The 24091-nt window shown below is 60.3% G+C and carries 29 protein-coding genes, 1 tRNA gene and 2 pseudogenes; 14 read left to right on the forward strand and 18 right to left on the reverse strand.

The features are described 5' to 3' along the window. Positions 1-6 precede the first annotated feature (6 nt). Both FZX09_RS06245 and FZX09_RS06250 read right to left on the reverse strand, forming a co-directional pair. On the reverse strand, positions 7-765 hold the full coding sequence (locus FZX09_RS06245; protein ID WP_226401216.1) for a sugar transferase: 759 nt from the start codon (positions 763-765) through the stop codon (positions 7-9). A gap of 31 nt (positions 766-796) precedes the next feature. Beyond that, complete coding sequence (locus tag FZX09_RS06250) at positions 797-2026, reverse strand: glycosyltransferase (protein WP_226401218.1); 1230 nt, start codon at positions 2024-2026, stop codon at positions 797-799. 65 nt (positions 2027-2091) lie between these two features. On the opposite strand from FZX09_RS06250, the gene FZX09_RS06255 reads away from it, so the two are divergent. Next, on the forward strand, positions 2092-2361 hold the full coding sequence (locus FZX09_RS06255; RefSeq protein ID WP_370624210.1) for a hypothetical protein: 270 nt from the start codon (positions 2092-2094) through the stop codon (positions 2359-2361). Between the two features lie 773 nt (positions 2362-3134). Here FZX09_RS06255 and FZX09_RS06260 read toward each other — a convergent pair. From FZX09_RS06260 to hisF, 7 genes and pseudogenes are all read right to left on the reverse strand, one after another. Then, positions 3135-3221: transfer RNA gene (locus FZX09_RS06260), tRNA-Ser, on the reverse strand. 67 nt (positions 3222-3288) lie between these two features. After that, entirely contained in the window at positions 3289-3984 is a 696-nt protein-coding gene (locus tag FZX09_RS06265; RefSeq protein WP_226401689.1) for a hypothetical protein, read from the reverse strand. A 241-nt stretch (positions 3985-4225) separates the two neighbouring features. Beyond that, positions 4226-4303: pseudogene (locus FZX09_RS12045) on the reverse strand (hypothetical protein); the annotation flags it as partial. 40 nt (positions 4304-4343) lie between these two features. After that, the gene (gene glyQ / locus FZX09_RS06275) at positions 4344-5234 is read right to left on the reverse strand and encodes a glycine--tRNA ligase subunit alpha (RefSeq protein WP_226401222.1); all 891 of its coding nucleotides are present in this window, start codon (positions 5232-5234) and stop codon (positions 4344-4346) included. 42 nt (positions 5235-5276) lie between these two features. After that, positions 5277-5627, reverse strand: a complete 351-nt coding sequence (locus FZX09_RS06280) for a hypothetical protein (RefSeq protein ID WP_226401224.1) — start codon at positions 5625-5627, stop codon at positions 5277-5279. Positions 5628-5707: 80 nt separating this feature from the next. After that, positions 5708-6409 (reverse strand): bifunctional demethylmenaquinone methyltransferase/2-methoxy-6-polyprenyl-1,4-benzoquinol methylase UbiE, encoded by a 702-nt coding sequence (gene ubiE, locus FZX09_RS06285; protein ID WP_226401226.1) that lies wholly within the window; start codon positions 6407-6409, stop codon positions 5708-5710. Next, complete coding sequence (hisF, locus tag FZX09_RS06290; protein WP_226401228.1) at positions 6406-7176, reverse strand: imidazole glycerol phosphate synthase subunit HisF; 771 nt, start codon at positions 7174-7176, stop codon at positions 6406-6408. The genes ubiE and hisF overlap by 4 nt, the downstream gene beginning before the upstream one ends. 56 nt (positions 7177-7232) lie before the next feature. Between hisF and FZX09_RS06295 the strand changes: the two genes are divergently transcribed. From FZX09_RS06295 to FZX09_RS06305, 3 genes are read left to right on the forward strand one after another with little or no spacing between them, the layout of a single operon-like run. Then, complete coding sequence (locus tag FZX09_RS06295; RefSeq protein ID WP_226401230.1) at positions 7233-7448, forward strand: DUF2862 domain-containing protein; 216 nt, start codon at positions 7233-7235, stop codon at positions 7446-7448. A gap of 11 nt (positions 7449-7459) precedes the next feature. Then, on the forward strand, positions 7460-8413 hold the full coding sequence (gene chlG / locus FZX09_RS06300; protein ID WP_226401236.1) for a chlorophyll synthase ChlG: 954 nt from the start codon (positions 7460-7462) through the stop codon (positions 8411-8413). Continuing rightward, a complete protein-coding gene (locus tag FZX09_RS06305; RefSeq protein ID WP_226401237.1) occupies positions 8410-10458 on the forward strand; it encodes a PBP1A family penicillin-binding protein in 2049 nt (682 codons plus the stop codon). The genes chlG and FZX09_RS06305 overlap by 4 nt, the downstream gene beginning before the upstream one ends. A gap of 9 nt (positions 10459-10467) precedes the next feature. On the opposite strand, the gene FZX09_RS06310 is transcribed toward FZX09_RS06305, so the two are convergent. Continuing rightward, positions 10468-11805, reverse strand: a complete 1338-nt coding sequence (locus tag FZX09_RS06310) for a 16S rRNA (cytosine(967)-C(5))-methyltransferase (RefSeq protein WP_226401238.1) — start codon at positions 11803-11805, stop codon at positions 10468-10470. A 3-nt stretch (positions 11806-11808) separates the two neighbouring features. Beyond that, positions 11809-12105, reverse strand: a complete 297-nt coding sequence (locus tag FZX09_RS06315; RefSeq protein ID WP_370624197.1) for an MGMT family protein — start codon at positions 12103-12105, stop codon at positions 11809-11811. A gap of 167 nt (positions 12106-12272) precedes the next feature. On the opposite strand from FZX09_RS06315, the gene trmH reads away from it, so the two are divergent. Further along, positions 12273-12962: a tRNA (guanosine(18)-2'-O)-methyltransferase TrmH gene (gene trmH, locus FZX09_RS06320; RefSeq protein WP_226401239.1), complete on the forward strand. Its 690-nt coding sequence runs from the start codon at positions 12273-12275 to the stop codon at positions 12960-12962. A gap of 63 nt (positions 12963-13025) precedes the next feature. Beyond that, positions 13026-13199, forward strand: a complete 174-nt coding sequence (locus FZX09_RS06325) for a hypothetical protein (RefSeq protein ID WP_186494835.1) — start codon at positions 13026-13028, stop codon at positions 13197-13199. A gap of 2 nt (positions 13200-13201) precedes the next feature. Here FZX09_RS06325 and FZX09_RS06330 read toward each other — a convergent pair whose 3' ends face one another. Further along, positions 13202-13417 (reverse strand): hypothetical protein, encoded by a 216-nt coding sequence (locus FZX09_RS06330; protein ID WP_226401241.1) that lies wholly within the window; start codon positions 13415-13417, stop codon positions 13202-13204. A gap of 19 nt (positions 13418-13436) precedes the next feature. Next, positions 13437-14309, reverse strand: a complete 873-nt coding sequence (locus FZX09_RS06335; RefSeq protein ID WP_226401245.1) for an ABC transporter permease — start codon at positions 14307-14309, stop codon at positions 13437-13439. Positions 14310-14338: 29 nt separating this feature from the next. On the opposite strand from FZX09_RS06335, the gene FZX09_RS06340 reads away from it, so the two are divergent. After that, positions 14339-14545 (forward strand): hypothetical protein, encoded by a 207-nt coding sequence (locus FZX09_RS06340; RefSeq protein ID WP_226401246.1) that lies wholly within the window; start codon positions 14339-14341, stop codon positions 14543-14545. Positions 14546-14628: 83 nt separating this feature from the next. Here FZX09_RS06340 and lepA read toward each other — a convergent pair whose 3' ends face one another. Then, positions 14629-16449, reverse strand: a complete 1821-nt coding sequence (gene lepA / locus FZX09_RS06345; protein ID WP_226401259.1) for a translation elongation factor 4 — start codon at positions 16447-16449, stop codon at positions 14629-14631. Between the two features lie 71 nt (positions 16450-16520). On the opposite strand from lepA, the gene FZX09_RS06350 reads away from it, so the two are divergent. Beyond that, positions 16521-16841 (forward strand): multidrug efflux SMR transporter, encoded by a 321-nt coding sequence (locus tag FZX09_RS06350; protein WP_226401262.1) that lies wholly within the window; start codon positions 16521-16523, stop codon positions 16839-16841. Positions 16842-16844: 3 nt separating this feature from the next. Here FZX09_RS06350 and FZX09_RS06355 read toward each other — a convergent pair whose 3' ends face one another. Then, positions 16845-18353: a malate:quinone oxidoreductase gene (locus tag FZX09_RS06355; protein WP_226401650.1), complete on the reverse strand. Its 1509-nt coding sequence runs from the start codon at positions 18351-18353 to the stop codon at positions 16845-16847. A gap of 80 nt (positions 18354-18433) precedes the next feature. Here FZX09_RS06355 and FZX09_RS06360 point away from each other — a divergent pair, with 80 nt between their 5' ends. From FZX09_RS06360 to FZX09_RS06385, 6 genes and pseudogenes are all read left to right on the forward strand, one after another. Continuing rightward, complete coding sequence (locus FZX09_RS06360) at positions 18434-18679, forward strand: NifU family protein (RefSeq protein WP_011128549.1); 246 nt, start codon at positions 18434-18436, stop codon at positions 18677-18679. Positions 18680-18785: 106 nt separating this feature from the next. Beyond that, positions 18786-18977 (forward strand): annotated as a pseudogene (locus FZX09_RS12050) (gamma-glutamylcyclotransferase); the annotation flags it as partial. Between the two features lie 104 nt (positions 18978-19081). Then, on the forward strand, positions 19082-19804 hold the full coding sequence (locus FZX09_RS06370; RefSeq protein ID WP_226401264.1) for a GAF domain-containing protein: 723 nt from the start codon (positions 19082-19084) through the stop codon (positions 19802-19804). Positions 19805-19897: 93 nt separating this feature from the next. Next, complete coding sequence (locus FZX09_RS06375) at positions 19898-20128, forward strand: hypothetical protein (protein WP_226401266.1); 231 nt, start codon at positions 19898-19900, stop codon at positions 20126-20128. A gap of 341 nt (positions 20129-20469) precedes the next feature. Next, positions 20470-20697: a hypothetical protein gene (locus tag FZX09_RS06380; protein ID WP_226401268.1), complete on the forward strand. Its 228-nt coding sequence runs from the start codon at positions 20470-20472 to the stop codon at positions 20695-20697. 72 nt (positions 20698-20769) lie between these two features. Further along, positions 20770-21936: an aminotransferase class V-fold PLP-dependent enzyme gene (locus FZX09_RS06385; RefSeq protein WP_226401652.1), complete on the forward strand. Its 1167-nt coding sequence runs from the start codon at positions 20770-20772 to the stop codon at positions 21934-21936. A 34-nt stretch (positions 21937-21970) separates the two neighbouring features. Here FZX09_RS06385 and FZX09_RS06390 read toward each other — a convergent pair whose 3' ends face one another. The 3 genes from FZX09_RS06390 to yidD are packed head-to-tail and all read right to left on the reverse strand — an operon-like array spanning position 21971 to position 24063. Next, positions 21971-23476 carry a UDP-N-acetylmuramoyl-L-alanyl-D-glutamate--2,6-diaminopimelate ligase gene (locus FZX09_RS06390; protein ID WP_226401270.1) on the reverse strand — a complete coding sequence of 502 codons (1506 nt, stop codon included), beginning with the start codon at positions 23474-23476 and terminating at the stop codon, positions 21971-21973. A gap of 36 nt (positions 23477-23512) precedes the next feature. Next, entirely contained in the window at positions 23513-23785 is a 273-nt protein-coding gene (locus FZX09_RS06395) for a glutaredoxin family protein (RefSeq protein ID WP_226401272.1), read from the reverse strand. After that, positions 23785-24063 carry a membrane protein insertion efficiency factor YidD gene (yidD, locus tag FZX09_RS06400; protein WP_226401653.1) on the reverse strand — a complete coding sequence of 93 codons (279 nt, stop codon included), beginning with the start codon at positions 24061-24063 and terminating at the stop codon, positions 23785-23787. The genes FZX09_RS06395 and yidD overlap by 1 nt, the downstream gene beginning before the upstream one ends. Positions 24064-24091 lie beyond the last annotated feature (28 nt).

Raw genomic sequence — 24091 nt, forward strand, 5'->3', positions numbered from 1 at the left:
TACGAATCAGTAGGCTCCCCGGTCCATCGGGAGGAGCAATACACCAAACGTGCGGAGGATGATCGCAAAATCCAAACCGAACGAACGACCACGGGCGTAGGCGAGGTCTAGCTTGACGCGTTTTTTGTAGCTCAAGTTGTTCCTGCCACTCACTTGCCAAAGTCCGGTCAAACCGGGGCGCACTGAAGCAACTTCGTCCATGTAAGGGCCGTAGCGAACGAGTTCTTTGTCAACGATCGGGCGTGGACCGACAACACTCATCTCCCCGCGGAGGACGTTTAGGAACTGCGGCAGTTCATCAAGGCTCGAGCGGCGGAGGAAACGGCCAACAGGAGTGATCCGAGGATCACGCTTGAGCTTGAAGTCACGCTCAAACTCAGTGCGCAGCGAGGGATCGGCTTCAAGCACACGCGCCAGAACGGCATCAGCATCGGCCCGCATGGTTCGGAACTTGATGCAGCCAAAACGTTGATAGCTCCGGCCCACCCGACGCTGGACGTAGAACACAGGTCCCGGCGAACTGAGCTTCACCAATCCCGCCAGAAGCAAAAGCACCGGTGAACCGATGCTGAGTACGACGAGAGAAAAAACAATATCTCCTGTTCGCTTGAAGACACGACCCCAACGGTTCTGATGGCGAATCAGCGTGCCGGTCGATAGAACCGAGGGCGGGGCTGAGATCAGCGCAAGGTGTGGCTTGTACTTGCCACGGCGAGCTGCACGCCCTGCGGTCTGAATCAAGGATGGCCGAGAGGCCGAGGTCAAAGGCTCAACCTGGGACTCATCACACTCAACGTCACAGGCGGAGCCCTGGCATCTCCGCAGGGTCACTCGCTGCAACGGCACAGCCCTGTTGATGAGTGCTCCAGGCCGTACGCAGAGCCGATTCAAAGCGCGCCGCGAAAGCTTCAGGCCGAAAGCGCTCGGCCCACGCACGGATGGATTCCGAATCCAGAGAACGCCAAATCCGTTCTTGTTCAAACCACTCCACGGCCTGCACCAGCGATTCGACGTTCTGGTCCGGGAACAAAACCCCCGTGGGCTCCCGAAGCCCTGCGGACGCACAACGCACCGTGTCCAACAAACCGCCCCGCCCCAACCCAATCACCGGCGCTCCGGCCGCCATCGCTTCTACCGGAGCAATGCCGAAGTCCTCCAGGCCGGCATATACAAATGCCCGACAACGGGCCATCAGCTCTTCCACCTGCTGCTGGGATTGACGCCCGAGCAATGTGACGGTGGGACCGGCCAGAGCGTCCAATCGTGCCCTCTCAGGGCCATCGCCAACCACCAGCAGCGGAAGACCAAGACGGTTGAAGGCTTCAACCACAAGATCCACCCGCTTGTAAGGGACCAAACGGCATAGGCAGAGGTAGACGTCGTCACGATCTGCATTCCAGCGAAAGCGATCCACCTCCACAGGGGGATGGATCACACTGACCTCCCGCCCCCAGTACTTGCGGATTCGACGCGCCGTGAATCGGGAGTTGGCGATGAGGTGATCCACCCGCTGGGCACTGAGTTGGTCCCATTGCCGCAGGGCATACAGCTGCCAGCGAACCAAGGGGCCCAGACCACGCCGAGCCAGTGCGGAACGCTGAAGATAAGCGTGCATCTGGTCCCAGGCGTAACGGACCGGCGTGTGCACGTAACTGATGTGCAACTGATCTGGCGCAGTGAGTACACCCTTGGCCACCAGATGGCTGCTGCTGATCACCAACTCAGCGGCGCCAAGATCGATCTGTTCGATCGCAAAGGGCAACAGCGGCAGGTACTGCTGAACATGGCTGTGCCCCCAGGGCAGGTGCTGAATCGGGCTGGTGAGCACAGAGCGACCATGCAACCAACTGCCCAACCGGCGGGATTCGGCATCGATCAGGGCGGCCAACTGCGGCTCACAGCCAAGGTTGCGCAGAAGGGAATCAACCTCTTGAACAACCCGTTCTGCACCTCCAACGGAGCGAGGCGAGAACCACTCATGAACCAGAGCGATGCGCTGCGGGAGGTTGTCCGAAGCCGAGGGCATCCCTCTGGAATAAAAGGAACACTACGAAGTCTCTCAGCTCATTGCAGTGGCCGGACAAGATCACGATGCTGGTGCACATGTCCAGCACAAACCTCACCATCAACATCCTCCTTGAAGAGGCGTTGAACGAACCGGACATCGGCACAACGAGTCGATTCCGTTGGCATGCCACGGCGGTGGGTATTGCTGCACTTTGGATTGATAGCGCTCCACCATCAACACCGCCCTTTGAGGACGCACTCAAAGAAGGGCTCCATGTGGGACTCGACCTCAGCCGAGAGGAACGGGAGTTCCATCAAGTGGAGCAAGGACTGGTGCTGTTGTTCCACTCCTGAGGGGATCAAGAGAGGTTGCTAAAAAAATTTGGCGGGAAGCCACGCCATTGCGCTCTAACAACGCACATTCAAATCAAACATCTCCGGCATGCAAGATTGCAGCTGGCGACGGGACAAAGGACAAAATGAGGAGGAGCAGCAAGGGCAGACAGGCTCGCCCTGTGATTGTGATTGCAGGTGCATCAGGCTCAGGTAAGACGCATTTGATCAAAAAACTGAGCCAGCCACCTCACAATGCGTTCACCTTGAATGTACTGGAGCAACTGGGCTGTGATCCGAATCAACGCCTGAAACGATCAACCGTTGAACGAATAAAGAGACTGATGGATCCAGCCAACTTCAAAAAACGAAAAACACGGAAGTTGTAACACTGCGTGCTGCTTCATATCGATCTGACGAGCATCAATCACAACACCAATCCGAAGATGTTGCGGCAGATTTCAAAGCGAACCAAGCGGCTCGATGTGATCACCCATTACACCTCACCGAAAGAATGGAGACAACGCATTTTAGATCGACCCCACACCGAGGATGAACCATCAATGAGAGCAGCACTGATTGCACTTTCAGCAAAAGCCAGCATAAAATTCTCAATTTTTTTGTATCAAAGGGAATACAAAAATGGTTATTAACAATGAAAAACTATGGCGCGCAAGGCTGCTGCACTGTCAAGATATTTGATCAGTCCTTTTTGAAATTGATACCTCCTTCTCAAGAAGTTCTGAGCAGGAGTGATTTCAATACCGCTCAATCGCTCGGCTTTCATTCAAAAACGGAGAGGGTGGGATTCGAACCCACGAGGGTGTTACCCCTACACGATTTCGAGTCGTGCGCGATCAACCGGACTCTGCCACCTCTCCACACGCCCGCAGGCGTAGGAGCACTTTAAAGGCCGATGAACCGCAAGCCAGACCTATGATGCAGAAGTCAAGGCCGCTGTGAAGCGGATGGCTTGAGGCCAAGCCATGTTCCGGTGATCACCTGTAGGGGTTCTGATCGCTGCTGCTCCTGCAGTGTCAACAAGGACTGGGGGCTGGGAAACAGCTGCCAGCGCTGACGTCCCACACGCAACAGCAGTGCTCCAGAGGGATGCTGTAGGCGGAGCACTGCCAAGCCAGTACTCCGCAGCACCTGGCCGATGGCGATTGGGGCTCGGCCCTGCTGGGAAGCCTCGACGCGGTGGGCCAGCTCTTGCCAACAGGGGAGAACGTCTGTTGCTAAGGGATCCAGGATCATCGCCCAATGAAGACGGGCGTGGCCGTGCACGGCGACGAGCCTTTGTGCCATCTGGCAACTGCGCGCATCGCCATGGGTGCTCACCAGCGCAGCACGCCCACGGTGGCGAGCCAGCAACCAGTGGTAACCGAACCGCTCCACCGCCACCAGGTCATCGCCGAGCTGCACAAGACCATGGACGAGCAGGGCGGTTGCCATGGGGAGCAGCGACCAGCGCCGACAGCAGCGCTCTGCTCCCAGCAACCAAGGCAACAAGCCGAGCACCAGCAAGGCAACCACCCACGCCTCGGGACGTCCGGTGAGCAGTTGGGCGCCAGGCCAGTGGCTGATCCAGCTGGCCATGATCATCACCATGCCCGCCAACTGATGGACGGGCCACAGCAGCATGGGCAGCACAGCCGGAGGCCCCACGAGGACCAACAGACCAACAGTGCCGAGAGCATGGCCAGCAGCGTGAGCGGTGGCGGCAGCACTGAGTTGAAAGCCGATCGACCGAGCCTAGGCGGGGGAGAGCAGCAGCACGATGATGAGCGTCAACACCAGCACCCCAACAGGACTGACCTGACTCACGAATTAGCAGCGCGATCGCAGCCATCAGCACCGCCCGCACCACCGATGGCTGGGCTCCGGCAAGGCAGACAAACAGCAGCAACGCCATGGCCGCCAGGGGGAGCCGCAGCCCAGAGGGCCAACGGCGAGCCAGCATCAGCACACTGCCCAGCAGAACGACGTCGACGCAGAAATCATTAGGCCGCTGTCTCGAGAGTTCCCCCCTTCAGCAACGGGAAACCAAGGGCCTCCCGTTCCGCCAACCAAGCCTCGGCCACCTTGCGGGCCAGGTTGCGGATACGGCAGATGGTGGCCGTGCGCTCCGTCACGGAAATCACGCCACGGGCCTCCAGCAGGTTGAAGGTGTGGCTGCACTTCAGAACGAAATCCAAGGCCGGTGCGGGCAGTTGCTTCTCGATCAGATCAGCAGCTTCCGCCTCGTAGATGGCGAACAACTGCTTGAGCCGCTCGGGATTGGAGGCCTCGAAGTTGAAGTGGCACTGCCCCTTTTCAAACGGCAGCCAGATCTCGCCGTAGCTGCGCTCGCTGTTCCAGCTGAGATCCCAAATGCTCTCCACGTCTTGCAGGTACATCGCCAGCCTCTCTAGGCCGTAGGTGATTTCAATCGAAACGGGCTTGCAATCGATGCCGCCGCATTGCTGGAAATAGGTGAACTGGGTTACCTCCATACCGTCGAGCCACACTTCCCAGCCCACACCCCAGGCGCCCAGGGTCGGCGACTCCCAGTTGTCTTCAACAAAACGAATGTCGTGGTCAGCGGGCTTGATGCCCAGCGCCTCCAGTGACGCCAGATAGGTCTCCTGGATGCCGTCTGGGGATGGCTTGATCAGCACCTGGTATTGGAAGTAGTGCTGGGCGCGGTTGGGGTTATCGCCATAACGGCCGTCGGTGGGGCGACGGCAGGGTTCGGGATAGGCCACGGCCCAAGGCTCAGGCCCAATAGCCCGGAGCACCGTGTGGGGGCTCATGGTGCCAGCACCCTTCTCAGTGTCGTAGGGCTGCAGCAACAGACACCCCTGGTCCGCCCAGAACCGGTTGAGCGTGCTGATGATGTCCTGAAAATGCACTGGGCCGGGGCTAGCTGGGTTCCAATTCTGCCCAGTGGCCTGTCAGCCCTCCAAGGCCAGGCACCGGTGCAGGTGCGCAATGGCGTGATGGCGATGCGGATTGTTGCTGCTGGGACCAATCATTCCGAGCCAGAAACTGCCATCCCCTTGAAAGACCAGGACGGGCTTTGCGCCTCCCTTGCCATGGCAATCAAGCAAGGACATGCAGAGCTTTTCAGCCACCTCCGGTCCCTTGGGGCGCTGGCGCAGGCGACGCAGCAAAGGATCCACCTGCGAGAAGGAGACAAAACAGGCGCGGTCCGAGTCGGTAATCAGGATCAGACCATCCAGCCACTGCACTTCCTGAAGCAGCTCTTCGATGCGGGGCAGCAGCTTCGGCAGCGGAAACGCCAAACCGGAACCTCCCCCTTCATCTTCTCTTCAACTTTCCTAGATCAACGGCGGGGGGTGTCGCAAGCGACACAGGCAAAGATTCATGCGCTGAGGATCAAGGCCCCCATCTGTCCGGCCACCAGCGAGCGGTGGGTCGCTTCAGAAAAACCCGCCTGCCGTGCCAGCCGCTCCTGTTCAGGCCCCGCAGGAAAGCGCTCCAAACTCTTTTCCAGGTAGGCGTACTCCTCCCGTAACCCCACAGAGGCGGCAGCGGGCACCACGAAGCGACGCAGATAGAAGCGTTGAAAGGCGGCAGCCGCTCCGCTTTGGGGGAGACGGTTGAAATCCAGCACCCCGGCGCGCCCGCCGGGCTTCAGCAACCGGTGCAATTCATTCAGCCCCTGCAGGGGGTCCGCCAGATTGCGCAAGCCGTAAGCCATCACGGCACCATCAGCGCAGGCACTGGGCAAGCCTGTTTGCAGAGCATCCCCCTGCTGGAAGGTCACCGGCAACCAGGGCTGCTGACGCTGACGCTGGCGAGCCCGCTCCAGGGGAGCGGCGGCGGCATCCAGACCGGTCACCGCACCAGCGGGGCGAACACAGCGCCCCAGCTCCAAGGCCAGATCCCCAGTGCCGCAGCACAGATCAAGCCAATGCTCTCCTGCCACCGGCTTAAGGGCGCGCACCAACTGACGTTTCCACTGACGATGCAACCCGAAACTGAGCACATCGTTGAGGCGGTCATAGCGGGGAGCCACAGCGTCAAACAGCTGTTCCACCGCCGCGGGGTCACCAGGCTTCATGGACGGATCGTCAGGCCACGGGAGAGAAGATCTTGCTTGATCTGTTCCACGGTGAGAACACCGTCGTGCAGCAACGAGGCCAGCAAAGCGGCGGAGGCATGGCCTCCCTCGGGACCCACGTCCAACGCCTCAGCGATGTGATCCATGCAGCCCGCGCCACCGGAGGCGATCACCGGAATGGGGACCGCATCGGCCACGGCCCGGGTCAGAGCGAGGTCGTATCCAGCCTGGGTGCCATCACCATCCATCGAGGTGAGCAGGATCTCTCCAGCCCCAAGGCCGGCCACCCGCTGGGCCCACTCCACAACATCGAGACCAGTGTTCTCGCGACCTCCCTTCACGTAGACGTCCCAGCCGCCGGCATCGCGCCGACGGGCATCAATGGCCACAACGATGCACTGGCAGCCGAACTGATCGGCCCCCTCCCGCACAAGCTCAGGCCGCCGCACCGCCGAGGAGTTGAGACTCACCTTGTCGGCACCGGCCCGCAACAACTCGGTGATTCCCTCAACGGTGCTGATGCCACCGCCCACCGTGAAGGGAATCGTGACCGATTCAGCTGTTCTACGCACCATGTCGACAAGGGTGCCGCGCCCCTCATGACTGGCTGCGATGTCGAGGAAAACGAGTTCATCCGCCCCTGCACGGCTGTAACGACAAGCCAGCTCCACTGGATCACCGGCATCACGCAGGCCAACGAAATTGACACCTTTCACCACCCGTCCACGGGCGACATCCAGGCAGGGAATCAGACGCAGAGCAACCATCGATTCGGCGCAAAAGCGACTGTTAAGGTTGCGCCACTCTCCAAGCCTCGCAGGCTATGTCCCAGGCTGACGCCATCTCGATCGGCTCCAAGGTTCGCGTAACCCGCGTTAGGGATCGCATTCCCCAGGCCATGGTTGAGCTTCTGAAGAATGATGCCAACGGCACGGTGAAGGATTTCCGCACCGTCGACGGCAAAGGAATCGGTGTCGTTGTTGAGCTCAGCGATGGCTCAACCAGCTGGTTCTTCGAAGACGAAATCGCCGCAGCCTGAGGACTGTCTCTGTGAGCGACGCGCGTCAGCTGCTTGGGATGAAAGGTGCCTCGGGCACCACCAACATCTGGAAGCTGCGGCTGCAGCTGATGAAACCGGTCACCTGGATCCCCTTGATCTGGGGGGTGATCTGTGGGGCAGCAGCCAGCGGTAACTACGAGTGGCGTATTGACCACGTGCTCGCAGCCTTTGCCTGCATGTTGATGAGCGGCCCCTTGCTGGCAGGTTTCACCCAGACCATCAACGACTACTACGACCGCGAGATCGACGCGATCAACGAGCCCTACCGGCCGATCCCCTCGGGAGCGATTCCCTTGGGTCAGGTCAAGCTGCAGATCTGGGTGCTGCTCCTCGCTGGTTTAGGCGTGTCCTACGGACTCGACCGATGGGCGGGACACACCACTCCTGTGGTCTTTTTGCTGGCGTTGGGTGGCTCCTTTGTGAGCTACATCTATTCAGCACCGCCACTGAAGCTTAAGCAGAACGGTTGGCTGGGCAACTACGCCCTCGGTGCGAGCTACATCGCTTTGCCCTGGTGGGCCGGCCAGGCCCTATTTGGCCAGCTCACCTGGGGCACAGCACTGCTCACCCTGGCCTACAGCCTCGCGGGTCTCGGGATTGCTGTAGTGAACGACTTCAAAAGCGTTGAAGGCGACCGTGAACTCGGACTTCAGTCGTTGCCAGTGGTGTTTGGCATCGAGCGAGCCAGCTGGATCAGCGCCGGAATGATTGATGTTTTTCAGCTGGCGATGGTTGCCGTCTTGATCGGGATCGGCCAGCATTTTGCAGCGGTTCTGCTGGTGCTGTTGATCGTTCCTCAGATCACCTTCCAGGACATCTGGTTGTTGAGAGACCCCGTGGCCTTTGACGTCAAATATCAGGCCAGTGCCCAGCCCTTCCTTGTTCTTGGCATGCTGGTGACCGCTCTGGCTGTGGGCCACAGCCCCTTGACCCAGGTGATGTGAAGCGTTCCCGCCTGCACTGGGCTCTGATCACCGGCACAGCAGCTGCGGTGGGTGTGGGAGCTGCCTTGGGCATGCGCGCTTTGACAGAGCTGGTGGACGCCACGCTTCCGGATGCCCGAGTGATTGCCAGCTTCAATCGGCCGGGAACGATCACCCTGCTCTCCACCAATGGCAAGGTGATTCAGAAGCTGGGGCCAGCAACGCGAGAAAAGGTGAAGCCCGGTGCGATGCCGCCAACGGTGGCTGAGGCTTTCATTGCAGCCGAAGACCGGCGTTTTTATCAACACGACGGTGTGGATGGCTGGGGCATCGCCAGGGCCATCGTCACCAACGTCCGCCAGGGTTCTGTTCGGGAAGGGGCCAGCACCATCACCCAGCAGCTGGCTCGAACCGTCTTTTTGAGCCAAGACCGCACAATCACCCGCAAACTCAAGGAAGCGGCTCTGGCCATGAAGCTGGAGCGCCAGCTGAGCAAGCAGCAGATCCTCGAGCAGTACCTCAACTACGTCTACCTGGGGTCTGGCGCCTATGGCATAGCCGATGCGGCCTGGATCTACTTCTCCAAAACCCCAGAGCAGCTCACGGTTCCTGAAGCAGCCATGATCGCTGGGCTGCCGCCTGCGCCATCGATTTATTCACCCCTGGTGAACCCAGATCTGGCCAAGGAGCAGCGTTCGATTGTTCTGGATCGCATGGCCCAGGCCGGGTTTATCTCCACCAGCGAGGCGGATCGTGTTCGCAACAGCCCCCTTGACCTAAAGCCAGCAACACCCAAGTACTTCAACAGTTCAGCGCCTTACTTCACAACCTGGATTGCCCAGGAGCTACCCAAGTTCTTGACGCCCGAACAACTGGAAGTGGGCGGGGTCAAGGTGCGCACCAGCCTGAATCTCGACTGGCAAAAGAAAGCTCAGCAAGTGATTCGGGCCAATGCCCCCTTCGACACAGAAGGCGCGATGGTTTCGATCGATCCCGGCAACGGACTGGTGCGGGTGATGGTGGGGGGCAAGGATTTCTCCAAGAGTCAGTTCAACCGCACCATCCTGGCGTTGCGTTCTCCGGGCTCCACCTTCAAGCTTTTTCCCTACGCAGCGGCCATTGATCGGGGCATGAAACCCGAGACCAAGGTGTTTGATGCGAAGCGTTGCTGGAATGGCTACTGCCCTAAAAACTTTGGCGATAAGTACTACGGCAACATCTCCCTTGCCGATGCCCTGAAGAATTCACTCAACACGGTGGCGGTCCAACTGCAAGACATCGTTGGATTTGAAGCCGTCATTGACATTGCCAACAACTTCAACATCGGCACCGAGCGACCTCTCGGCAAGTACTACCCCATGGCCATCGGGGCCTACGAACAAACCATCCTCGACATGACTGCGGCCTATGCAGGAATGACCAATCGCGGAGTGTTCTTCACACCAAGCCCCATTGAAGAAATTCGTGGGCCCAAGAATGAATTGATTTGGAGCCGGCGACTGAGCGACAACCGAGGCAAGCGGGCGATTGATAGTGATGTGGCAGACACCATGAACTGGATGCTGCAACGGGTGGTGACCGGAGGCACCGGCATCGCCGCAAAACTCGACGATCGCCAGGTGGCTGGAAAGACGGGAACGTCAGAAAACACCCGTGACCTCTGGTTCATCGGCTCGATTCCTCAGCTCACAACGGGCGTCTGGTTCGGATACGACGATGACCGCGCCACCAAGAGCACCAGCGGCGAGGCCGCATGGGCTTGGAAGCAATTCATGCTTCAAATCAAGGACGAGATCCCTGTCCGCGCCTTCCCCGACAAACCAAAGACGAAGCGAAAAGTGCGTTTGGCTGTCGATCCGAAAACGATTGCCAAGCCACCGAAAACCAAACCGGAGCAGAAGCAGAATGGCAACGGCGAGCCTGATGCAGCTCAACCAACGGTTGAGACAGACCTGCCCGCTCTCACCCCCATCGCACATCCTGCTCGCCAGACGCCCTATCTCTGGAGAAACAACACGCCAGACCGCAACGTTGATCGCCAAGGACGTCGCTGGACCCGAGATTGAGCCGAGGCTCTAGACCCGCTGAAGCACAGCCGAGTAGAACCCGTCCCCCCCCCCGGATTGATCCGGCCAGCGCTGGCTCTCCTCCTCCAAACGCATCGTTGGGTGGCGCTTCAACAAAGCCTGGATCTGTGCCTGATTTTCATCGGGATGAATGGTGCAGGTGGCATACACCAACGATCCTCCGGGAGCCAACAACGGCAGAAGCCCATCCAAAATGGCCCGTTGTTGGGGCAAAAGTCCACGAATGGATTGCGGCGTCACCCGCCAACGGGCATCGGGGTGACGGGCAAGGGTTCCAAGCCCCGAACAAGGGGCATCGATCAAAATCCGCTGGAAGGATTCACGCCATTGAGGGCGCTGCTCCAAGAGATTGACAGCATCCGCTGCCAGAGCATTGATGGAGGCGAGGCCCAACCGGGCAGCATTCGCCGCAACGCGCTTGAGCCGTCCGGCTGAACGGTCCACAGCCCAGATCTCCGCCTGATCCCCCACCAACTCCGCCAAATGGGTGGCTTTCCCCCCCGGCGCAGCGCAAGCATCCAGTATGCGATCTCCTGGCTTGGGGTCGAGCAGAGGTGCAATCCATTGCGCCGAGCAATCCTGCACACACCAATGGCCATCTGCATAGCCGGGCCAGTGGCGCAGATCGCCGCTATGCCCAGAGATGCGCAGGCCATCAGGACAATCAACGATGGGCTCACTGTTGATGCCAGCCGCGGCCAGATCCTGCTGCACCTGCGAAGGGCTCGATCGCAACCGATTCACCCGCAAATCCAGGTCCGGCACACGGTTGCAGGCGCTCGCCACCGCCGCGGCCCCCTCCGCCCCGCGCCACTCGATCAACAACTGAGTGAACCAATCCGGCAAGGAATGGGCCTGGGCCAGCTGGGCCGCCAGATCGTTGGGCAGCTGCAGGGTTTCGCCGGCCTCCCGCGCCCGCAGCGCTGCCCGAAGAACCCCATTCACCACAGGGGCCAGCCGGGTCAATCCCTTGCTGGCTTTGGCCAACTCCACAGCGGTGTTCACCGCTGCTGAATCTGGAATCCGCTCCATCAACAGCAGTTGATAGAGACCCACATGCAACAGCCAGCGCAGCTTGGGCGGTTGCTTCGCGGCCGGCACCTTGCCCAACCGATCCAGCCAGGCATCGAGAGTGTGCCGTTGGCGGATGGCGCCATAGGCCAGCTCGGTCACCAAGCCTCGATCGGAAGGCTTGAGGTCACGCTCCCGCAGCACCCGCTCCAGTGCCACATCGGCGTAGGCCCCAGCCGCAACCGCCTGCAACACATCCCAGGCAAGACGGCGCGGCAGCAGCCCAATCGGAGCCGAATCAGACAAGAGCACCACGCATCAATCCCCAGCATGGGCGTCCGGGTGCCAGAGGAACTGACGCAGCGGCAAGCATCCTTCCGTATCCACCGGGATGCCCTCTGCCAGGAGAAGATCCCGCTGGATCCAGTCACTGCCCTCACGGCTGAGGCTCATCGAAATCCGCCCGTGAGCGTTCACCACACGGTGCCAAGGGACAGGGGACGGGAGCTTGAGACGCCGCAACGCCCAACCCACCTGACGCGCACAACCAAAGGCACCGATCAACTCAGCGATCTGGCCGTAGGTCGCCAACCGACCATGGGGGATGCGTTCCACCTCACTCCAGACACGCTGATCAAACGTGCCGCCGGAGACGTACGGTTCAACGGAGGGATCCTTAGGCGGGATCTGGATGGCGACAGAAGCGCTGACTGCTTGATTGTCGTTCCAGGCCCCTAAGCATGGGAGACCCCAATTTGTTGCTCTCACTCGATTGATCGCCCATGCCCCTGCTGCCGCGACGGTTTGAGCGGCTGAAATCCGTGCTGAACCACCGCATGGCAGATCTCACGGTGCTGCTCGAACACGTTGAGAAACCCCACAACCTCTCCGCCATCCTGCGCAGCTGCGACGCCGTCGGGGCACTGGAAGCCCACGCGGTGAGTTTCGACGGGCGGCCACGCACCTTCAACAGCACGGCCCAGGGCAGCCAGAAATGGGTGCCACTGCACGACCATCCCGATACCGAAACAGCCATCCGCCAGCTCAAAGCAAAAGGGTTCCGCCTCTACGGAACCCATCTTGGAGTGAATGCCAAGGACTACCGGGAGTGTGACTTCACCGGACCCACCGCCTTCGTACTCGGGGCCGAGAAATGGGGGCTAACCGATCAGGCCCGGGATCTGATGGATGAAGCGATCTTCATCCCCATGCGCGGCATGGTGCAGTCCCTGAACGTGTCGGTCGCCACCGCAACCCTGTTGTTTGAGGCGCTGCGCCAACGCCAGGTGGCCGGCCTGGCCCCAACCCAGGGAGAAGGCCTGAAGCCAGAGCAATACCAGCAGTTGCTGCTTGAGTGGTCCTACCCCGAGGTGGCTCGCTGGTGCCAGGAGCAGCAACGGCCTTACCCCGCCTTGAGTGAGGAGGGAGAGCTGATGGAGGAGTTACCGCGAACTGTGAAGCTACGATGCTGATCCGACGGAAGACTTGTATCTCGGCGAACCCTGGGCCATAACCAAAGCAGCGGATTGTCAGCAATGGACAACAAACAGCTGCACCAGTACGCGGTCACCTATCACTGCGGCAACGAGTGGGGCGAAGAAATGCTCCAGTCCGACGATCTCACCCATGCCGTGGAAGCGGCCCACGCCATCTTCCCCAGCTCCTGCCGGATTTCGATCCGTGAGGTGAAGGCACCGAAACCAGCCTGAGATCAACGCTGTCGCCGCGGCACCCCAGGCAACTGAACCGCGGCGATCAAAACCGCCGTCTCCAACAGCAGATTGCGGCTAACCAGCACCACCACCAGCACCAAGGTGGTGGCCAGGATCCGCTCGAGCAAGGCGATCACGTCATCGGTGCTGTCGCAGCTCTTTTTCCAGAGCAACGCGGCCACGCTCAGCAACATCAAGCTGATCCACCAGGCCATCAAACCCGTGCTGATGGGTTCAGTCTGACGCGGGCCGGGCTTCTGTGCCGCTCACCCAGGCCTCGATGCCTTCCCCAAGGAAGGACAGCCCCAGCACCAAAACAAACATCGCCAGGCCAGGGAAGAGCGCCGTCCACCACACCCCAGTGGGCACTGCGGCCAGCGCCAGATTGAGATCACCACCCCATTCGGGAACAGTCTCCGGCAGGCCCAGACCGAGAAATCCCAGTCCCCCCAGCACCAACACCGCGTCGGCGGCATTGAGGGTGAGCAGCACTGGCACTGAGGTGATCACATTGCGGAACAAGTAGCGCCGCAGTATCCAGAGCGGCCCCGCCCCCAGGCTCTGGGCGGCCTCCACAAACAGCTCACTCTTCACCTGTGCGGTTTGGTTGCGCACCACGCGGAAATACTGCGGCACGTACACCACGCAAAGGGCTGCGGCGGCATTGGGGATGCCCTTGCCCAGCAGAAAGGCCAACACCACCGAAAGCAACAACACCGGCAGCGTGTAGAGCGTGTCCATCAGCAGCACCATCAGGCGATCGACAGCACCGCCGAAATAACCACTCACCATGCCCAGGGGCACACCCACCAGCAGGGCCAAACCCACCGCCAGCAACACCACCTGAAGCGCCACTCCACTGCCTGCCATGGTGCGCACACACACATCCCGGCCGAGCCGGTCGGTGCCACACCAATGGGTCCAGCTGGGACCGGAGTAGATCGGGTTTTCCAGGCCAGCATTGGCGTCCGGAAGGATGCCAGCACCCACCAACAACGGCGTTATCAAAGCCACCAGCAGGTAGATCCCCACGATCACCAGACCCCAGCGAGCCATGTGGGTGGAGAGGCTGCGGGTCACGAGCAAGTTGGCCTCGGGCAGATGCATTGTCTCCCGAACCGAGGAAGAATGAAGGAATGGCGTCCCGCTACCACTGGCGACAACGGCTTCTCGGCAGTCTCCAAGGCCAGCTCCAACTGGCCACTTATTTGGTGGTCTTCCTCGGATTCACAGGGGCCTCCTCGGTGGGGCTGTTGATCGGTCAGCGCAATCTGCTGGCCAACGACCAGCAGTTGGCCAGCCAAAGCATCGCGCTCTGCGACAAAGCCATCACGGATATTTAGGACGATCGAGCCCATCTTGAACAGGAATTGCTGTTCCACTCCAGCCCAAACACCAGCCTCTGGATCGAAGACAAAAAAGGCGATTAGCTCCCACCACCATCATTGAGCTTGAGCACCGCCATGAAGGCCTCCTGCGGCACATCCACCTTGCCCATGGCCTTCATTCGTTTCTTGCCCTTGGCCTGCTTCTTCAGCAGTTTCTTCTTCCTGGAGATATCGCCGCCGTAGCACTTAGCGAGCACGTCTTTGCGGATGGCACTGATGCTGGTGGAGGCAATGATTCGGCTACCGATCGAAGCCTGAATCGGAATCTTGAACTGCTGGCGGGGAATCAGTTCCTTGAGTTTCTCCACCAAGGCCTTGCCCACGTTGTAAGCCTTGTCTTGGTGGACGATCGTGGTGAGGGCATCGGCCCGCTCGCCATTGATCAACACATCGAGACGCACCAACTGGTTCTTGCGGTAGCCGATCAGGCTGTATTCCATCGAGGCATAGCCCTGGGTGCGCGTCTTCATCTGATCGAAGAAGTCGGTCACCACTTCCGCCAGTGGTAATTCATAGATCAACGTCACCCGATCGGTGGTGATGTATTTCATGTCGATGTAATCGCCACGCCGTTCCTGGCAGAGGCCCATCAGTGCGCCGTTGTATTCATTCGGTGCATAGATCTCCATCTTCACGTAGGGCTCTTCGATTGACTCGCGCTTCTGCGGATCGGGAAGTGTGGCGGGGTTGTCAACCATCACTTCGGAGCCATCGATCATGTTCACCTTGTAGATCACCGATGGCGCGGTGACTATCAGATCAAGGTCGTACTCCCGCTCCAACCGCTCCTGCACGATCTCCATGTGCAGCAAGCCGAGGAAGCCGCAGCGGAAACCGAAGCCCATGGCGCTGCTGGTTTCCGGCTCGTACTTCAGCGCCGCATCCGAAAGCTGCAGTTTGTCGAGAGCATCACGCAGGTCCGGGTACTGATCAGCCTCCGTGGGGAACAGGCCGCAGAACACCATTGGCTTGGCCTCGGTGTAACCCGGCAAAGCCTCATCCGCCGGCGCATTCACCAAGGTGATGGTGTCGCCGACGCGGGCATCAGCCACGGCCTTGATCGACGCCGCGAGATAGCCCACCTCTCCGGCGTGCAGCTCATCCACCTTCTTCTGATCCGGCGCCATGATCCCGATCTCATCGAGCTCATAGGTCTTCTTGCTGGCCATCAACAGCACTTTGTCTTTGCAGCTGATCCGGCCGCTCATCACCCGGAAATAAACGATCACTCCCCGGTAGGGGTCGTAATACGAATCGAAGATCAGCGCCTTGGTGGGCTCCTCCACTGCATCCTTCGGCGGAGGCACCCGGTCCACCACGGCCTGCAGAATTTCAGGCACTCCCATTCCGGTCTTGGCCGAACAAGGAATGGCGTTATCGCAATCGAGGCCGATGATCGCCTCGACCTCTTCCTTGATCCGGTCGGGATCCGCACCAGGCAGATCGATCTTGTTGAGCACCGGGATGATCTCGAGATCGTTGTCCAGCGCCAGGTAGACGTTTGCCAAGGTCTGTGCCTCCACCCCCTGGCTGGCATCCACCACCAGCAGCGCCCCTTCACAGGCCTGAAGGCTGCGGCTCACCTCATAGGAGAAGTCGACGTGGCCAGGGGTGTCGATCAGGTTGAGGACGTACTCCTCGCCATCGGCCGCCGTGTAGTTCATCCGAGCGGCCTGGAGCTTGATCGTGATCCCCCGCTCCCGCTCCAGATCCATGTTGTCCAGGAACTGCTCCTGCATGTCCCGGTTGGCCACGGTTCCCGTGTCCTGCAGCAAGCGGTCGGCCAGGGTCGACTTGCCGTGGTCGATGTGGGCAATGATGCAGAAGTTGCGGATCCGTGAGACGGGGGCGTCGGTCATGCAGCGGCGGAATCCCGTCTCGGGTCCAGAAAGCGTCGTTGCCACAATCCTAAGGAGCGGCACCAGTGCTGATGAGCAATCCCTGGACCCTGTTGCTGCTGGCGATCAGCGCTGAGGTGATCGGCACCTCCTGCCTGCGCTTGTCGGAAGGCATGACCAGACCGCTTCCCACCCTGCTGGTGTTCAGCGCCTATGCCCTTGCAATGGCACTGCTCTCCAAGGTGGTGCTCAGCATCCCTTTAGGAATCACCTACGCCCTCTGGAGCGGCATCGGCACCGTGGTGATCGTGCTGGTGGGGCGCTTCGCCTACAGCCAGATGCTGCAGCCTGCGCAGTTGATCGGTATCGGCCTGATCACCGCTGGTGTGGTGTTGGTGAATCTGGGGAAATGAGCCTCAGACGGTAAGCCCCAGCAAGGCATCACTGCGCTCCCGCATCCGCTGCAGCGCCTGCGGATCCTGCTGAGGGTCTTCATGGATGCTGGGCAACAGGGCTTGCAGCCGCTGCTGCCAGGCTTCGCTGTCGAGCCGTTGCTTGAAGCAGCGCTGCAGCACCTCCAACATAATCGTCACCGCCGTGCTCGCTCCTGGGGAGGCCCCCAGCAGCGCTGCCAAGGAGCCATCGCCGGACGCCACCACTTCCGTTCCCAGCTGCAGCCGTCCGCCCTGCTTGCTGCGTTTGATGATCTGCACCCGCTGGCCTGCCACCGAGAGGGTCCAGTCTTCGGCGCGGGCGGTGGGCATGAACTGCTGCAGCGCCTCATGCCGCTCCGCAGGGCTCTGGCGCAGCTGATTGATCAGGTACTGCACCAGCTCAAAGTTGGTGGCACCCACCTGAAGCATCGGCACCAGATTGGTGGCACGCACGGAAGCGGGCAGATCCAGCAGGGAGCCCTGCTTGAGGAACTTGCTGCTGAAGCCGGCAAACGGGCCGAACAACAGCGAACGCTTGCCATCAATCCAGCGGGTGTCGAGGTGGGGCACCGACATCGGTGGAGCCCCCACCGCCGCCTTGCCGTAGACCTTGGCCCGCTGACGATCGGCCAGCTGCGCGTCACCACAAACCAACCAGAGGCCACTCACTGGGAAGCCAGCGAAATCAGCCGCCTCTGGGATCCCGGAACGTTGCAGCAGCGGCAGGGCACCACCACCGGCACCGAGGAAAACAAAAGGAGTCCGCACTTCTTTTTTGCCCGAGGGCCCCTTGAACACCACGCGCCAGTCAGCCTCAGTCATGTCGCTGCGGCGAAGACGTTTGAGGTCGTGCACCTGAGTGCCGTACTCAACAGTGAGCGCTCCGCTCTGCTGCAAGGGCATCAGGTAGGCCCTGGTGAGGGTGCCGAAATCAACGTCCGTGCCTCGATCAATGCGCGTGGCCGCCACCGGCTGCTTGAGATCGCGCCCCGCCATCACCAGGGGCATCCATTCGGTGAGCTCGCTTTGGTCTTCGCTCCAGCGCATCCGGGCAAAGGCCGGCAGCTCCTTCAGCTGGCTGAAGCGCTGCCGCAGAAAGGCAATGTTCTCCGGCGTCCACACAGCGCTGATGTGGGCCGCCTGGTGGAGAAAGCTGCTGGTGACGAGGTCGCCCCGCTCCCGCAACGACCCCCAGAACTCGAGGCTGCGTTCAAACGAAACATTGATGGCCACCGCTTTGGCCGTCGCCACCGTTCCATCCGCCTGAATCGGGGTGTAATTCAGCTCGCAGTTGGCGGCATGACCGGTGCCGGCATTGTTCACCGCAGCGCTGCTCTCGAGAGCAGGCGCTTCGAGGCGCTCCACCAGAAGAATCCGCAGCTGCGGGTCGAGTTCATGCAGCAGCGCCGCCAGGGTGGCGCTCATGATTCCAGCGCCCACCAGCACGGCGTCGTAGCGGGCCTCTGGGTTGAACGAACCGTCGTGCTGCACCGGAGCTGGAGGGTTAACCGCTCTCGTCACCCTATGGGGCCACTCCGTAACCTTGATGCCTTGATCTCTGGTTCATCCCCATGAGCACTGAAACCATGGCCCTCACGCTTGAGAACGTGGAAAAGGTGCTGGATGAGCTGCGCCCCTTCCTGATGGCCGACGGCGGCAACGTTGAAGTGGTGGAACTGGACGGCCCGATCGTGAAGGTGCGCCTGCAGGGCGCCTGCGGCAGCTGCCCCAGCAGCACGATGACCTTGAAGATGGGCATCGAACGCAAGATGCGTGAATCGATTCCGGAAGTGAGCGAAGTGGTGCAGGTGCTTTGAAGCGCTTCTTCGTCTACGGGACACTGAAAAGTAACGGCAGCGCACATCACTTGTTGAAGGGCGCCAAACGCGATCGCGACGGCATCGTCGATGGCTTCATCGAAATCGAGATCTGGGCTACCCGATGCTGCAGCGGGGCAACGGGTCCATCTCAGGAGAGGTGTATCGGGTGCCCGACTCTTGCTGGCCCGCCTTAGATGATTGGGAGGAAGTACCTGATGTGTACCAACGCAGCAGCGCGACCCTTCGGGATGGCCGCAGCGAGTGGCTCTACGAAGCAGCTCCAAGAATTAATTAATCGCAGAAAATAAAATCAACAAAGCGAAATTTTTCGCACTGCACATTTACAGAAAATAAAATAATCATGCTTTAGACCATTGGGGTGCCTAGCGAGGCAAGCCCATGCAGGCAGCGCCCAAGCCAATCAACGAAGCAGCCAGGCTGAGATCGCTCAGTGAATATCGAATCCTGGGAACAAAGCCTGAGAGAGCCTTTGACAACATCACCCGGATGGCCTCAGAGATTTGCCAATCTCCGATCGCCCTGATCTCCCTGGTGGATGAAAAGCGTCAGTGGTTCAAATCGAAGGTGGGCCTTGAGGCCAGCGAAACCGACCGAGACATCTCCTTTTGCGCCCATACGATCCTCGATTCCAAGCCTCTGGTGGTGGAGGACGCGCTGTTTCATGAGAAATTCCGCGACAACCCCCTCGTGCAGGAAGCACCCCACATCCGGCTCTATGCAGGCTTCCCCCTGAAAACCGACATCAATCACCGCATTGGAACGCTTTGCGTGATTGATCGGATTCCCAAATCACTCACCAATTCGCAATACAAGGTGATGGAAGGCCTGGCGGAACAGGCCACCACTCTTTTGGAACTCAGACGCCGATCCTTGGCCCTGATGGATGAGTTCTGTCAGATGCATCACGCTCAAGGCTTGGTCACCACTTGCAGTTACTGCAAATCCATCCGCGACAGGGAAGGGTTCTGGCAACCCATCGAACGATTCCTAATGCAGCACAGCACGCTGAATTTCAGCCATGGCATCTGTCCCGAATGCATGAACGAGCACTTTCCCGACGTGCAAAGCAGTCGAGCGGAGTCGTCAAACAATCACGTTTGAGCCAATTGGAGCTGGGCGATGGACATTGGCAATCGGTAACACCGCGAACACTTGACATCGTTAGAAAATACAAGGTAGTTCCAGTAACGCGTCATGCGAATTGCAGATTTTCTGTATCGCAAGCTCGGGCTGAATATCTTCAAGGCCGCGCCACACCTGAGAATACAAACACCTGAGATTCCAACCCCCTCCAAGGTTGAGCCGGAGCCTTTAGAGCCACCAACCCCTATCAACGCATCCATCGATGTAATTCACATCGGCCCCAGGGGTGGTCGCTACAAAGTTGACGCCAAAGGACGCAAGATTTACCTCAAGGCAAGCTGAAGCAAGTCGACCCACAGATTGGGAAGCAAACTGAGTTCAAATGCTGATAAATTGGGTTCGGTATTAAACACAACCACCCTCAATTCAGCCTGCACGACAAGTTTGATCCAGGTCGGGAGATTGAGGTGAACGCTGGTCCTGCTTGCCCCATCCGGTTTGGCTTACCGGAAAACCAAACTGAATCGCTCACCGATCAATACCTGACGGCAGCGGAGATCGAATGGCGACGTTGGTCTGGATGGCAGATGGAACGAACAGCGGAAAAACAGTTCAAAAAAAAGTGGGCCTGACACAGGGCTGGGGCAGGCGCTATGGCATGGTTCGGTGATCTGTAGAACCATGTGTTCAACCATTCGCCCTTGCTGAACCGGCATCGCCCCCAGGCCAGTCAGATCGGTGAATTGACGCTACGCCGTGCCACAGCGCATCCAGGCCAGCAGAACGCTCTGGTCGGTCACAGCGTCAGATCAGGCGCCTTCGAAGGGTTGGCCGTTGCCGGAGAAGGCCATGCCGGGGTCCAACGGTTTGACCCAGCTCTCAAGCGATCACGCAGCCGACTCACCGTTTAACGCCTCGCTGCGACCCGATGGCACTGCCAACGTGGTGGCACCCATCTTTCGGCTCACGCCAGTGCCGTGACCATGCGCGACCTCTGCCCTGCCCTGCAGAACAAGACGTACTTCAACTACGGCGGCCAAGGGCCATTGCCCAGCCCATCCCTGGAGGCGATCACAGCGAGCTGGGCGCGCATTCAGGAGTTAGGGCCGTTCACGGCGGATGTTTGGCCCTACATCGCCAAGGAGGTGAACAGCACACGCCGCCTTCTGGCCCAGTCCTGCGGCGTTCCGCCCCATCGTCTTGCCCTCACCGAGAACGTCACCAGCGGCTGCGTGCTGCCGCTTTGGGGACTTCCCTTTGCCAAAAGGGATCGGCTGCTGATAGGCGACTGCGAACACCCCGGTGTGGTGAGTGCCTGCGTTGAACTGGCGCGGCGCAAGAACCTCGCCATCGACGTGCTGCCGGTGAAGCATCTGCGGGGGCATCAAGCCCAGTGCGACGCCGCGGTGGTTGAGGCCATTGCCCAGACCCTCACCCCTCGCACACGTCTTGTGGTGCTGAGCCATCTGCTCTGGAATACAGGCCAGGTGATGCCAATTGGCGCCGTCGCACATCAACTCAACCAACATCCCCAACAGCCCTTTCTGCTGGTGGACGCCGCCCAAAGCTTCGGACAGATCCCCGTTGAAGAGGCCGCTGCCGCGGCCGACATCTACGCCTTCACCGGGCACAAGTGGGCCTGCGGCCCCGAAGGACTGGGGGGCGTGACGCTTTCCGAGCGTGTGTTGGATGAGGCCGCTCCAACCGTGATCGGCTGGCGCAGCCTGCGCGATGAAAGCAAGGCCGACCTAGATGGGAGCGATCTGTTTCACCACGACAGCCGCCGCTTTGAAGTGGCCACCAGCTGCGTACCCCTGATGGCCGGCCTGCGCAGCTCACTGCAACTGCTGGAGAACGAGGGATCAGCCCCACAACGCTGGGACCGCATTCAAAACCTAAGCAGCAAGCTCTGGCAGGCACTCCAGGGGCTAGCGAGCGTCACCCCTCTGCTTGATGTGGCACCCACCACCGGACTGGTGAGCTTTCAGATCAACGGCGATGTGCCACCTGCTGAGCATGTGAAGCAGTTGGGCGCTCAAGGCCTGTGGATTCGCGATCTGGCGGACCCCAGTTGCTTGAGGGCCTGCACCCACATCAGCACCACAGACGACGACATCAACGCCCTGGTGGCAGCGATCAGCACCCTTTGATCGGTTCAGATCAACCGCGTCAAAGCAGCTTGCTTCAAAACAACCTCAAACGCAGGACGCGTTCCGCTTCCTCGCGATCGTCGAAGTGCACCTTTTCGGTGCCGAGAATCTGGTAGTCCTCGTGCCCTTTACCGGCCACCAGCACCAGATCATTCGGCTCAGCTTCGGCAATGGCTGAAGCAATCGCCTTGGCTCGGTCACCCTCCACCAGCAGATCGGTACCGGCAGGAATCCCGGCAACCACGTCATCGAGGATCTGCTGAGGGTCCTCGGTGCGAGGGTTGTCGGAGGTGACCACCACACGGTCAGCCAGACGTGCCGCAATCTCCGCCATCTGCGGACGCTTGCCCCGATCCCGATCACCACCACAACCGAACACACAGATCAGCCGCCCTGTGCAGAACGGACGCGCTGCTGAAAGAGCGTTCCTCAAGCCATCAGGCGTGTGGGCGTAATCCACCAGCACCGGAGGCAAATTCGCTGCATCCAAACCGTTCACAATCACCCGCTCCATCCGGCCCGGCACGCCACCGAAACGGCCGATGGCCTCCAGCAGTACTGGCAAGGGCAACTGCTGCTGAAGCAGCACCCCCACTGCCTGCAGCAGGTTCATCAAATTGAAGCGACCCAACAAGGGCGAACGAAAACGGCCCTCACCAACAGGGCTGATCAAGCGACCTTCCACCCCAGCGGCCGTCATCTGCAGGTCGCTCATTTGCAACTCCGCCGATGGATCCTCAAGGGAGCTGCGCCAACAGGCGGCGCCGAGCCGTTCGGCCAACCGCGCCCCCCAGGGGTCATCACTGTTGACCACCGATCGCGCATCACCTTCCAACAAAAGAGGATCCGCAAACAGCGACGCCTTGGCCTCGAAGTAGTCCTCCATTGAGACGTGGTAATCGAGGTGGTCCTGGGTGAGGTTGGTGAACACGGCTCCCGCGAAGCGACAGCCAGCCACGCGCTGCTGCGCCAGGGCGTGGGAACTCACTTCCATCGCGGCCAGGCCGCAGCCGGCGGAGGCCGCCTCGGCAAGTTGCCCCTGCAGGAGATCGGCAAAGGCCGTGGTGTGGGTGGCCGTGATGCTGTGGCCCGGCCAGCGGTTCACCAACGTGCCGAACAAGCCCACCGATTGATCTGCTGAAGCGGCCAGATGCTCGATCAAATGGGTGGTGGTGGTTTTGCCATTGGTGCCGGTCACACCAATCAGGGCCATGCGCCTGCAGGGATGGTCCCAGTACGCCGCTGCAATCTCACCGATCCGGCGCGCCACCGGATCTTGGATCACCACCACAGGGTCATCGGCACCTGGCGGTTGTGCAGCAGCAGCTTCAGCTCCAATTACTGCAGCGGCGGCACCGGCCTCAAGGGCTTGAGCCCAAAACGTGCCTCCATCCACCCGTTCGCCGGGAAGTCCGAGAAACAGGGTTCCAGGGCCGACTCGGCGGGAATCGGTGGTGATCGCCTCCAATCCAGGATTCACCAGCCCCGCCGGCACTGCGATGCCTGCATCACTCAACAGGGCATGCAACGCCTGCGTCATCCCGTCTCCCCTCTGCTTGGGGGAGTTTTACGCCGTTCAGAGCGGCGTGGACAGACAGCGTTGCAACCAATTCAACAGTCCCTCATCCGTCAGACGCGGGGAGACCCGGGGAAGCTCAGATCCATCGAGGGCGAGCACGGGGACCTCGAGGTCGTAGCGCGCCTTCAGCTCCTGGGGGGTGCCGGGCGCATCGACATCAATCACCGTCAGCTCGATAGACAGCCCCAAGAGATCGAGGGCACGAAGGCGGGATTCCAAGCCTTCACACAGGCAGCAACCGGCGCGGCTGTACAGGGTGAGCTGCTTCATCAATCGGGCACCGGGTCACAGCCACAGGGGGTGAAGGGATGGCAGCGAAGCAGCCGTTTCACGGTGAGCCAGCCCCCCTTCCAGGGGCCATGCTTCTGGATGGCCTCCAGGCCATAGGCGCTGCAGGTGGGCGTGAAGCGGCAGCGGGGCCCAATCATCGGGGAGATGAAGCGCCGATAAAAGCCAATGCCGGCCAGGAGAACAGCCGCTAGAGCCTGGTTCGATGCCTGTCGCAGCTGGTTCATCGGGCCGACAGATACAGTGGTCGATTCGTGCATCGCGGCAGATGCCTGGGGCTGTTTCGGT

Origin of the sequence: Synechococcus sp. MU1643, assembly GCF_020514095.1 — a bacterium.
In the GTDB taxonomy this organism is placed as follows: domain Bacteria; phylum Cyanobacteriota; class Cyanobacteriia; order PCC-6307; family Cyanobiaceae; genus Parasynechococcus.